Origin of the sequence: Paraoerskovia marina (assembly GCF_900105445.1) — a bacterium.
Lineage (GTDB): Bacteria > Actinomycetota > Actinomycetes > Actinomycetales > Cellulomonadaceae > Paraoerskovia > Paraoerskovia marina.
On record NZ_LT629776.1, the window covers coordinates 2,650,481 to 2,663,760 of the forward strand.

General features: G+C 68.2%; 2 protein-coding genes. Both read right to left on the bottom strand.

The genetic code is table 11. The features are described 5' to 3' along the window. Nucleotides 1-20: 20 nt before the first annotated feature. Entirely contained in the window at nucleotides 21-12,266 is a 12,246-nt protein-coding gene (locus BLU20_RS12050; RefSeq protein WP_157270466.1) for a prealbumin-like fold domain-containing protein, read from the bottom strand. Nucleotides 12,267-12,411: 145 nt separating this feature from the next. After that, nucleotides 12,412-13,272, bottom strand: a complete 861-nt coding sequence (gene map / locus BLU20_RS12055; protein WP_083372672.1) for a type I methionyl aminopeptidase — start codon at nucleotides 13,270-13,272, stop codon at nucleotides 12,412-12,414. Nucleotides 13,273-13,280: the final 8 nt, after the last annotated feature.

The window sequence follows — 13,280 nt, forward strand, 5'->3', positions numbered from 1 at the left end:
TCAGGTCGTCTGCGTCGGCATCAGCTCCTGCGGTGCCGGCGAGCGCCGACCACGAGAGCCGAGCCGAGGAGCAGGAGAGCGGCCATGGCTGCGAGGATTCCCGCAGAGTCCGAACCGGTCTTCGGCAGCGTCGGCGTGAGCGGCGGCTTCGGCGGAACCGGGGTCGTCGTCCCGCTCACCACGACCGTGACGTCGTCGGTGGTGCAGGACTCTCCGTCGTCGGGCTTGTCGGAGTCGGTCCAGCACACCTGGCCGGTGTTGTGGATGGCGTCCCCGAGCTCGGCGTCCTCCGTGGTGGTCACCTCGAGCACCACCGGCGGAGCGGTCGCCGCACGTCCCAGCAGACCGTTCAGGTGGCACTCGAGCGTGCCGCCGTAGCCGTCAGAGTCCGTGCCCGTGACCTCACAGTCGGTCCAGCGCGGGAACGCCTCCGTGTCCGTCACGATCTCGTCCACCCTGAGGTGTCCGGGAATCTCGTCCGTCAGCGTGACGTCGTCCGCCGCGCCGAGGTCGTTGTTGACGACCTCGAGCGTGTACTCGAACGAGTCACCAGCCTCGATCTCCGAGACGTTCGCGGACTTCTGGATCGAAAGGTCCGGGTCACGGACGACCGCACACTCCGGCGTCGCCGGCGGGTACTTGACCGTGAGGGTCGACGTCGGGTTCACGGAGAACTCGACGGTCAGCTCCTCGCGGTAGTCGCTGTGCGAGAGATCCGGGTCGAAGACCATGTTCTCCCACTCGGGCGTCTCACCCTCGCGCGCCTCACGCCATCCGGGCCAGCCGATCGAGATGCCGTCCTCGTTGACCACACCACCGGGCCACAGGAGGCGTCCGGTGAGCTGGTCGAGCGGGATCTCGTCGACCTGGACGACGTCGCCGTCCGCGTCACGCCAGGTGGCCGTGATCGGGCCCTCCGGGTTCTCGACGTTGAACAGCTCGATGTCGTACTCGACGTACGGGATGTCCTGGAGGCAGATCATCTCCGCGTTCGGCACGATCGCACGGACCGGTGTCTCCACCGTGCTCTCCGCACAACCACCGGCGTCACCGTCGTCGGCACCGACCGGCTCACGCTCGGGCCAGCAGACCTCGCCCGTGTTGACGATGCGATCCGTCGTGAGGTTCTCCATCACCTCGACGTCGAGCGTGACGACCGGAGCCGAGACCGGCTCCCCGTCGTCGGACGCCGCCAGCGGACCGAACAGGTCACAGGTGAAGACCCCTCCGTAGCCGTTCGAGTCGGTCCCCGTGAGCTCACAGTCGAACCAGCGCGGGAACGCCGTCTCGTCGGTGGTCCAGTCGGTCACCTTGAGGTCCTGCGGGATCTCGTCCGTGAGGACCGCGTCCCACACGGCACCGAGGCCGGTGTTCGTGACCTCGAGGTCGTAGGAGAAGGTGTCGCCACCCTCGACGACCTCGACGTCGGTGGTCTTCTCGATGACCACCTCCGGGTCACGGGCCACTGCACACTCCGGGTCGGCCGGCGGGTAGTAGACCTCGACCGTCGCGGAGGGGTTGACCGAGAACTCGACGGTCAGCGGCTCGTCACCCGCCGACTCGCTCGGACGCCAGTCCGCGCTCTCGAGGCTCGGGTGGAAGATGACGTCCTCCCAGAAGAGAGCATCGGGGTCGGCGATCTGCCCGTTCTCGTCGAGATCGCTCTCGACGATCGGCCGCCAACCGGGCCAGCCGATCGACACACCGTCCGAGTTGACCTCACCGGCAGGCCAGATCTTCCGGCCCTGGAGCTCGGTGCCCGGGATCTCGTCGACCCGGATCACCTCGCCCTCGGCATCCCGCCACGTCATGGTGATCGTCTCGTCCTCGATGTTCTCGACGTTGATCGTCTCGATGTCGTAGGCCAGGTACGGGATGTCCAGCGAGCAGACGACCTCGGCGTTCGGGATGATCCGCTTGACTGTCGTCGTCACGTCGTCACAGTTGTTCGACCCGTCGAGCTCAGTCTCGTCGGACTCCACGCAAGCCGTGTTGACGAAGTCGCCCGGGGGCTCTTCGTCGACAGTCACCGGGAAGACCAGTGTGGCCTCCGCGCCCAGCTCGAAGACACCGTCGTAGGTGAAGGTCACCGTGCTGCCGTCCTCGGCAACCACCGCGGTCCAGCCCTCCGGCAGGCCCTCGATCTGGACTCCGTCGGTCTCGGCGTCCGCGTCGACCACGGTGAGCCCAGCAGGCATCGTGTCAGTCACGACGACGCCCGTTGCATCATTCAGGCTCTTCTCGCCGTGCGACACGGTGAGCGAGTAGTCGAACTCGTCGCCAGCATCGACCGGCTCGCCGGCTTCAGGCAGGTCACTGACGGACTTCGCGATCGTCAGGTCGACCCCCTTCGGCGTGGAGCACGCCGTGTCCGTCACGGACTCCCCGGCCGCCGTGGCTGTCGCCGAGTTCAGGAACCCGGTGCCGTTCTCGCCCTCGACGAGCTCGCAGTCGCGAGACTCGACGGTGGACTCGGTCGTCACCACCGATGTGATCGTCACGGTCCAGGTCTCCGTCGCACCCGCAGCCAGCTGGCGGTCCGTGGCAAGCACGGCCGTCAGAGGATCACCGGTGAACTCGCCGGAGGACTCGTTCGGGCCCGTCCACGTCGCCGACGTGATGTCGATGCCGTCCCCGTACATCGGGGAGTCGGTGAGCGAGTAGGTCGTGGGAAGCTCGTCGCTGGAGTTCGTGACCTCGACCGTGTACTCGACGGTCCAGTCGTTGTCCTCCGACGGCTCCGTACCGACATCCTCGCCCTCGCCCTGAACGACCGTCTTGACGACGTCGACCTCAGGGAGATCGGGGATCTCGTCACACACCCGGTCGGTGTCCGTCCCGGCAGGTCCGGTGGTCACGGTGCCGGCGTTGCGAAGGTTCAGGTTGTCGAACTCGCAGGCAACGATGCTTCCTGTCGATCCCGACGCCCTGACCTCGGCCACCACGGTGTAGACGTGCGTACCCTCGGCGTCGACCTCGACGTCGGAGGCGATCCGCGTCTCAGCGGTGCCGTCGAACGACTCCTCCGCTGCCACGCCGTCCGGTGTACCGGTGACGTCGGCGCTCAGAAGCTCGACTCCGTCGGCCAGCTCGACGGCATCGTCGATGTCGTAGCGCGTCGCCACCGCGTTCGGGTTCGTGACCGTCAGCGTGTACTCGACCGTCCAGTCACCCGGGTTCTCCGTCGAGGCGACGGCTCCCGCGGAGGTTTTCTCGATCTCCACCGGGTCGACGAGCACGTTCGTGACCCAGCACGTCGTGTCGCCGTCGACGGTCACGGACCCCGGCGTCGTCGGGAGCATCAGCGCGAAGAGCTGCGGCTGCTCCGTTCCCTCCGACTCACAGACCCACTCGCCGTCCTGGTAGTAGTAGCCCTCGAACGTCTCGTCCGTCAGCTCTTCGTCCAGCACGTAGGTCGAACCGTTCACGGCCCGGCCCGACACCTCGCCGGTGTCGGCGTCGGCGACGCCGCTCACCGTCGTGGCCCCGTCACCCGTGAGGGTGAACGCACCCGGACCTGCGACGCCCTCGGTGAGGTCGCCGTTGTCGACCGTCTTGACCAGGGTCAGGGTCGGCAGCTCCGGGATCCCGGCGCAGTCGTCGTCGGAGGTCGTGTAACCGCCCGACGTCACCACACCGTCGTTCCAGAGCCCGGACTCTCCACCGTCGTCGCACGAGACGGGCAGGTCGACGTCGATCGCCGTCCGGACCGTCAGCGTGACGGAGTAGAAGTGGATCTCCTCGCTGCCGAGTGTCTGCGGAGCGTCGCCCGGCACGATGTCGAACGATCCCGTGCCGTCCCAGACGACGTCCTCCGCAAGCGTGGAGCCCGACGCGGTCCCGCCGACGATCTCACCGACGCTCGGGGTGAAGACGTCCTCGAGGCCGTAGACCAGCTCCTTGTCCCCGGTGTTGCTGACGCGGATCTGGTAGTTCACCTCCCAGAGTCCGTTCCAGACACCCTCCTCGAGCACCGGGGAGGCGTCCGCGAAGGCGATCTTCTGCACGTCGGGAACGGCCGGCGTGTCACAGGCCGTGTCGGACGTCGTCAGCTCGCCGGCGACGGTCACGCGCGCCGAGTTCAGGAACCCGGTGCCGTTCTCACCCTCGACGAGCTCACAGTCGCGGGAGGTCGTCGTCGACTCCGTCGTGACGTCGGCGACCACCGTGACGGTGTACTCGTCGACACCACCGGCGACGAGGTCACGACCGTCGGCCAGGTCGGCCGTCCAGGTCGAGACGTCGAACGCCGTCGGGTCGCCGCCGTCCTGGCCGACCCAGTCGGCCGAGACGATCGTCATGCCCTCACCGAACTGCAGGGTGTCGGCCGCGTCGTACGTCGTCGGGTACTCGTCCGAGGAGTTCGTCGCCGTCACCAGGTACTCGACGGTCCACGTGCCGTCCTCGTTCTGGACGGTCGAGGAAACGCCCTTCTCGACGTTCACCGCCGGGAGGCTCGGGACCTCGTCGCAGACGTCCGAGCGGTCCTCGCCGGCCGGGCCGGTCGTGACGACCGCCTCGTTGTTGAGGTTCCCGACCTCGCACTGCTCGATCGTGCTCGTGGCACCCGCCGTGGTGAGCGTGGCCACCACCGTGTAGGTGTGCGTGCCGTCCGGGTCCCCGACACCGATCTCGACGCCCGAGGCGATGAGGTCGTTGGCCGCGGTCCCGTCAAAGCTCGCGTCCGGGGTGACACCGTCAGGCGTTGCGGTGACCTCGACCCCGGAGAGCGTCACGTACTCGCTCAGCTCCACGACGTCCGTCAGGTCGTAGACCGTGGCCACCGGGTTCGGGTTCGTGACGTCGAGCGTGTACTCGACCGTCCACTCGCCCGGCGTCCCGGTCGTCTCGACACCCGCGGAGGTCTTCACGACCTCCACCGGGTCGACGAGCCGGTTGGTGACCTCGCAGGTCCAGTCGGCGGTCGAACCGTCGACGACCGTCAGCAGGTAGTCCCCACCGACCGCTGAGGCTTCGGCGGCCAGCTCGAGCGGCGGCTCCTGGTCACCCTCCTGCTCGCAGACCCACGCACCGTCCTGGTAGTAGTACGCCGCGAACGCCGGGTCGGTCAGCGACTCGGAGAGGTCGTACTCGCCCGGCAGGACGTACGAGCTGACGCCCGTGGTCCCGTCGAAGCCGAAGTCCTCGCTCGACGCGCTGAGGTTCCAGTCGTCAGCTCCCGCGACGCCCTCGGTCTGCTCGCCGTTCTCGACGCTCTTGAGCAGGGTGAGGGTCGGCAGCTCCGGCACCTCGCCACAGTCGCTCGACGTCGACGTGGTGCTGCCCGACGTGACGGTGGCCGAGTTGACCAGGCCGTCGTCGGCGTCGTCGTCGCATAGGAGCGGCAGCTCGGTGTCGAGCGGCACCGTCACGAGGAGGGTCACCGTGTAGGTGTGCTGCGCTCCCGCGGTGATCGTCGCCGGCGCGTCGGCCGGAACGATGTCGACCTCGCCGGCATCCGTCCACGTCACGTCGTCCGTGAGCTGGTCGCTCGTGGCAGTACCGGAGATGAGCGTCGCCCCACCGCTCAGCTGCGGCTCGTCGGTCAGGGAGTATGTCGCGGTCGGGGCACCCTCAGCAGCCGGAGCAGAGACCACGACGTCGTACGTCACGGTCCACTGGCCGTTCCACTGCTCGCCCTCCGGCACGTAGGGAACGGGCTCCGAGGTCACCGACTTCTCGACGGTCGGGACCGTCGGCTCGGCACACGCGGAGTCGGAGTTCGTGAGGTCACCCGTGGTGACCGTGACCCCGTTGTAGAAGCCGGAGCCCGGCTCACCGGTGCAGACGACCGTCTCGTCGGCCTCGACCCCGGTGAAGTCCACGATCATCGTCACCGTGTAGGTGTGCGTCGCACCGCCACCGGCGATGAACTTTCCGGACGCCAGCGTGGCCTCGGCCGGAACGCCGTCCGTGACCGTGAAGTCGCCCGACGTCTCGCCGGACCAGCTCGCCGACTCCACCGACATCGTGCTCGGAAGCTCCGGCAGGTCGGTGAGGTCGTACCGGGTGAAGGCCTCGCCGTCGTTGCGGACCGTGACGTCGTAGGTGACCGTCCACAGACCGTCGTCGCCCTGGACGGCGGAGGTCGCGTCCTTCTGGACGACCGGCACCGAGATCTCGCCCAGCGGCCCGCAGGCGCTCGCCGAGTCGGTGTACCCGCCACTGGCGACGGTGGCCGTGTTGTCGACGGCCCCCTCACCGACGGTGCACTCGCTCGTCGGTACCTCGGCGTCGTCGTCCGCGGTCACGTTCACCACGACCGTGTAGACGTCCATGGAGTTCGCAGGAAGCACGCGTGCGTCCTCGATCACGGCAGTCGCACCGTCGCCGTCCCAGAGCGGGTTCACCGTGATGTCGGCCCCCTCGCCGTCGACCCCGCTGATCGTGGCGGAGTTGAGCGTGACGCCGGCGGGCAGCGCCGGGGCGTCGTCGAGCGTGTAGTAGATGTCCGTGAGCGGGTGGGTGTTCGAGACCGCGACCTCGTAGGTCACGTCCCAGCTCCCGTCCCAGGCCCCGTCCACGATGTGCTGGGCGGTTGACGAGAACTGCTTGTCGATCGAGGGCAGCACCGGTGTGGCGCACGCGCTGACGGTCGTCGAGTCGCCGGAGGCGGTGACGGTGGCCGAGTTCCAGAACCCGGTCCCGGACTCGCCGTCACCCAGGATGCAGTCGCGGCTCGTCGCGGTCGAGGAGTCCGTGACCGTTCCCGTCGCCGTGACCGTGTAGGTGTGCGTCCCGCCGCCGGCGAGCGCCCGCGGGCCGTCCGGCGTGAGGTCGGCAGAGCCGTCGACGAACGTTCCGTCGTCGGCAGGGTCGGCCAGCGACCAGGTCGCGTCGCCCACCGTGATGCCGTCGCCGAACCGGAGGTCGTCGGTCAGCGTGTACTCCGTGGCCTGGTCGTCCTCGGAGTTCGTGACGACCACGTCGTACGTGATCGTCCAGCTGCCGTCCTCGTTCTGCGCGGGCACGACGTCGGTGGAGACGTCCTTGGTGATCGTGACGCCCGGCAGGTCGTCGGTGGTGTCACAGACCGTCGAGTCGATCGGGTCGAACGGCGCCATCGTGACGGTGCCGGTGTTCTGCACCATGCCGTCGTTGCCGCAGACCGGTTCGGTCACCGTCCCCGGCACGGTGACCGTCGCGGTCACGGTGTAGACGTGGGTGTTCTCGTCACCCGTGCCGATCGTCACGTCTTCGGCGATCACCGGGTCGGAGACGCCGAAGGAAGATCCGCTGACGTCGACGTCGTCCGAGTCGACCGAGATCGACTCGAGCGTGGCGCCCGGGACGAGCTGCGTCGTGTCGCTGATGTCGTAGGTCGCGTCGACGTCGTTCGGGTTTGTGACGGTGAGCGTGTAGACCAGCGTCCACTCCCCCGGCGTCGTCGCGGACGGCGTCACCGACGCCGTCGCCTTCTGGATCGTGACCGGGTCGATCAGCGTGTTCGTGATCGTGCAGACCACGTCCTCGCCGTTCGCGAGCGTCACGGCGTCGGGTGAGGCGAAGCCGCTGAACGGCTGTCCGTCGATCGTGCATGCCCACGCCGAGGCGGTGTACAGACCCGCGAAGGAGTCGTCGATCAATGTCTCGCTGAGCCCGTACGTGCCGGGCAGCACCGTCGACGTGTGCTCCGAGAGACCGCCGGTGTCGAACGGCGTGTCGTCGTCACCGTTGGCGGTGAGGCGCCAGTCCTGGTCGTCCGCGACGCCCTCGGTGAGGTTGCCGTTCTCGACCTCCTTGACCAGCGTCAGACTGGGCAGGTCCGGGAGCTCGCTACAGGCGTCGTCGGCGACCGTGAAGTCGCCCGAGACCGCGATCGCTGTGTTGACGAGGCCCGAGCCGTCGTCGTCGCAGGCCACGGGCAGCTCCGTCGCCAACGGGACCTGCACGCTCATCGTGATCGTGTAGGTGTCGGACTCACCTGCCGCGAGCGCCGTCGGCGAGTCGGCCGGGACGATGACGAACGGCCCGTCCGTCGACTGCCAGGAGAGCGTCGCGGCACCTGTCACCTCGGCACTCACGGCCGTGCCGACCGACGGCGTCGGGACGTCGGTGAGCGAGTACTGGAGTCCTGTCTCGTCGGACGGGTTGGTGACCGTGACGTCGTACGTGATCGTCCACAGGCCGGCCCAGGGGTCGACGCTCGTGTCCGGCGTCGCGTCCGACGTGACGGTCTTCGTGACCGTCGGGACGACCGGTGACGAGCAGTCGCTGTCGCTCACCGGGTCCTGGCCGTCGACCGTGATGGTCGCGGTGTTGAAGAAGCCTGTTCCGTCCTCGCCGTCGCTCAGCTCGCAGTCGCGCGCCTCGGGCGTGGAGTCGCCCGCGACCTCCGCGACGATGGTGATCGTGTAGGTCTCGAACAGACCCGGGGCGAGGGTCTTGTCCGTGGCGAGCTGCGCCGTCAGCGGGTCACCCGTGAAGGAACCCGACGTCGGACCGGTCCAGGACGCCGACGAGATCGAGATCCCGTCGCCGAACTCCGGCGTGTCGACCGCGTCGTACGCGGCGGCGAGCTCGTCGGACGTGTTCGTGGCGACCACCTCGTAGGTGATGGTCCAGGAGCCGTCCGCGTTCTGCGTCGTCGACGTCTCGATCTTCTCGACCGTCACCGCCGGGTCCTCCGGGATCGTGACGCACGCGTCGTCCGACTCCGGCGGGAGGTCGTACGTCGTGACCGTCGCGTCGTTGCCGATCACGTGGCCCTCGCCCGGGTCGCACTGCCCGGTCGGCTCGCCTGCCGCGGCCGTCGTCCGGTAGACGACCCGCACCGTGTACACGTGGTTGACGGGGCTCGGGTCGCCGGCACCGATCGCCACATCCTCGGCGATGAGCGTGTCACTCTGTCCGTCGAACGCGGGGTTCAGAGTCACGCCCGCCGGAGATCCGACGACAGAGATCTGGTCGACCGACGCTGCCGCCGGGACGTCGATCGAGTCCGTGATCGTGTACTCGACGCCCACCGGGTTCGAGTTGGTCGCGGTCAGCGTGTAGTCGACCGTCCAGAGGTTGGCGTCCGTGCCGTCCTGGGTCGCTGTGCCGGCGTCCTTGACGATCGTGACCGGCTCGACCGGGACGTTCGTGACCGTACAGGTCACGTCCTGGCCGAGAGCGAGGGTGACGGTGCCGTCAGCTCCGTCCTCGTCCGTGCAGGACCACTCACCCTCCTGGTAGTACCCCTGTCCGTCGCCGTCCGGGTCGATCAGCGTCTCGCCCAGGGTGTAGGCAACTCCCGCCTCGACGTCCTCGCTGACTCCGCTGGTGCCGCTCACGACCGTCGAGTCGCCGTCCGTCGCCGTCAGGGTCCACGCGTCGACCAGGGACTGGTCGCCGTCGCCGCCGATCTCCTTGACCAGGGTCAGCGTGGGTGCGATGTCGTCGTTGATGAACGTGCACGAGTACTGCTCCCCCGCGGGGACGGTGATCGTGTCTCCGTCGCCGAGGTCGATCGGCACGTCGCTGTCGTCGACACACGTGAGGGACGACAGTTCGTACCCGCTGAGGTCCGACTCCGTGAGCGCGTACGGCGTACCGGGTCGCACCAGGAAGGTGTTCGCGTCCGCTGGGTCAGCGGCGCCCTCGACCGTCTCCGGCGCGAGGCCCGCAGGGACGTCGTCACCCGTCGGCGTCGCCGTCAGGTCGAAGTCCGACGACTCTGCTTCACCGCCGGAGACGTTGGAGACCTCCTTGAGAAGCGTCAGCTCGGCGGTCACGTTCACCGCCGTACACTCTGCCCACTGGCCGCGTGGCACCGTGACCCCGCCGTTCAGACCGTCGTACTGCGAGCCAGGGATCAGTTCGCCGTTCTCGTCCAGCTTGCTGCACTGCCACGACCCGGTCGCGGGAGGCGTGGGAGCAGCGTTGGGAGCGATCGTCTGGGCGTACCGCGGGTCGCCGCTCTCCGTCAGGATGTAGCGCGTGGCCGGGCTGACCTCACCCGTCACGCCGGTGGTGCCCGTCGGCCCCTCGATCGCCCCGTCCGGCGTCACCGCGGTGAGCGTCCAGGTGGCAGGGTCGGCCGGTCCGCCCTGTACCTCCTTCACGAGCGTGACGCGCGACTCGCAGTCCTGCGTGTTGCGCAGACCGACGGTGTTGGTGCCGGCCTCCAGGTCGAAGTCGTACGTGGCGTCTCCGGTCAGCGGGATCGGGTTGTCGAGAGCGACCCCGTTGATCGAGACGAGCTCTTCGACGACGGCCTCACAGAGCGGCTGGTCGTTCGGAACCGTGGTCGACTCGCCGACGGTGACACTGTCGCCCGCCTCGAAGCCCGCGCGCTCGCTGCCGATGCCGACGTTCTCGCCGTTGACCGAACCGTTCGCGTTGTACCCGGTCGGACGAGACGAGTGCGCGTACGTCGTCCCGTCGATCTCCCATGTCTTCTCGAAGACGACGGAGGCCGGTTCCGCCGACTGGTTGGTGATCGTACAGCTCGCGGTGGTCTGGGTCGACGGGATCGCGACCGTGAAACTACCGGTCGCCGGATTCAGGTCGGCGACAGTCAGCGCGTTGCCCGTGGTGGTGTCGGTGCACTCCACACCCGAGAACTCGAAGTTCGGCTGGCTTGTGAGGTCCTCCGCGACGGTGACCACGCCCGACCCCCCACCGGGGATGGTCAGGTCGAAGTTGACACCACCGGTCTCCGGCGCCGTCTCCTTGGTTACGGACCCGCCGTCGACGATCGGCCCGCTCGCCGTGATGTCCCACCCACCCGCGACGTTCGGGTTCTCCCCGTTGGCGTCGACGGTCTGCTTGATGACCGACAGCCGGTTCTGGCAGGCACCGAGAGCAAGGTTCCGCACGACCTCGGCGGCGTCGTCGTAGCTTTCAGACTGGTAGTACGCACCGTCACCCGAGACTGCGCGGAGGTTGAGCGAGGCGGCGGTGCCGAGACCGTCACCGACACCGAGCGTGATGATGCGTGCGCCCTCCGCCTTGAGTGCGTTCGCAGAGAAGATCGAGTTCTCCACCTCACGGAATCGCGTATAGCTGCCTGGCCCCTCCGCGCTCGGACCGTAGAACGTCGGGTTGCCGTCCGTGATCACGATGACGACGTCGAGGGTGTCGGCGATCCCGACCAGCCCCCAGAGACCCTGGTCCCAGTTGGTGCCTGAGTTGGCGCTCAGCCCGTTGATGTCGTTCTTGATGGCTTGGGCGTCGCCCGAGGTCGAGACGTTCCGCAGCGGCGCGTTCACACCACCCGTGGCCGACGACGGCGACTGGTTGTTGAACGTGTGAAGGGCAAGCTGCGACGGCGTCCCGACGAGCGCGTCCACCATCGAGCTCGCCGCGGTCTTCAGTTGGGGCAGATCGCCGGAGACCGAGCCGGACACGTCGAGCAGGAGTGCCGCGTCAAGACCGCACTGCTGCGTCGCCGGCGGGTTGTTCACGGACTGCTGCCAGATCCCGGACGAGGCGTCGGCGTTGGTGTTTCCCGTTGCATACATGAAGCCGTCCGACGTCGACGTCGACGTGTAGACGGTGTCCGCCTCGAGCTCGGGGGTCTCGAAGACGTAAGAGGTTGAGCTGCCGGCGCCGGCGCCGCCCGTCCGCAGCGCAGGGTTGGTGAAGTACCCGGTCGGGGCGGAGATCTGCTTGACCCAATAGCTCGGGCCGTCCGCCTGTCCTGGCGGGTTGAACCACGGGACCTCGAACGAACAGTCTCCGTCGACGTCCGCGGTACACACGGCCCACGTGTTGTTGACCGGGCTCGCGGCGCCCGCCGTCGCGTACAGACCGAGCACCACGCCCGGGAGCGCCGCGACGCTCGAGTCACCCGTCCTGATGCCACCGGTTCGGACCGTCACGACCGCCGTGTCGTCATCCGGGAGCGGGACGGACAGCGGCGCGATGCCCGCCGGCGCCTCGTCGCTCTCGGATTCGTCGGACTTCCCCGAGTCGCCCGTCTTCTCGGAGCCGCTCTCGACGCCATCGCTCTTCTCAGGCGCCGGATCCTCGTCAGGCACCCCGTCAGAAGTCGGGTCGTCGGCCGGCGCCTCGGACGTCGGGTCCTCGGACGGCTCAGACGTCTCCGTCGGCTCAGCCTTCTTCTCGTCCTTCTCCGTCTTCGCCTTCGTCTTGGCGGTCGACGCCTCGGTCGGCGCGTCGGTGGCGTCGTCCTCCACGACCTCTTGGGCAGACTCCTCCTGCTGGAGGGAGTTCTCGTCGGCAGCGAGTGCCAGCGGTGCAGAAAGACCGAGAATCAGCGCCGTCGCAGAGGCGACGGCAGCCGTTCGGGTACGGGAAAGAAGGCGACTCACGTGCATGGCGGGATCCAGACGTCGAGAGCGTGAACATGCGTACGCGATCGACTGTAATGAGATTCACACCACACGGCGCGGCGGGAGAGGGTGAAAACCTGCAGTTCGTGATAACGAAACTATTTCGTCATCAACGTTTGCACGGCGGAAACTAGATGGTGACCGGAGCGACCCCGTAGGGCGCCAGGCGTCCAGCACCGGAGTCGAGGGCGGTGAGCACGCTGATGCCCTGCTCCGTCACGGCCACGCTGTGCTCCCAGTGCGCGGCGCGGGAGCCGTCGTCGGTCACGACGGTCCAGTCGTCGGCCAGGGTGACGGTCTCCCCGCTCCCCCGGGTCATCATCGGTTCGATCGCCAGACACATCCCTGGCTTCACCCGCGGTCCTCGGTGGCTGCTGCGGAAGTTGAGCACCTCCGGTGGCTGATGCATCGCGGTCCCGATGCCGTGCCCGGTGAACTCGGTCACGATGCCGAGCTCTACGCCGTCACGGGCCGCGGCGGTGATCACGTCGTCGATGGCATCACCGATCTCACCGACCCGGGACGCGGTCGCCAGTGCTGCGATGCCGGCCCACATCGACTCCTCGGTGATGCGGACCAGGTCCGCGTCGGCGGAGTCGCGGATCGCAGGATCGTCGATGTCCAGGGCGCCCGCGGGGCCGAGGATGAACGACAACGCCGAGTCGCCGTGCCAACCGTCGACGACGGCACCGCAGTCGACAGAAACCACGTCGCCGACCTCGAGGACGCGAGACCCAGGGATTCCGTGCACGATCTCCTCGTTCACCGACGCGCAGACCGTCGCCGGGAACCCGTGATATCCGAGGAAGTTGGAGGTGGCACCGGCGTCGTGGATCGTCGCCGCGGCGACCTGGTCCAGGTCCGCCGTCGTCATGCCGGGGCGCGCACTCTTGCGCACCGCCGCGAGGGCCTGCGCGACGACGAGGCCCGCACGACGCATCGTGCGGACCTCGTCGAGCGACTTGTACTCGATCTTCTCGCGACCGAACACGGAGATCG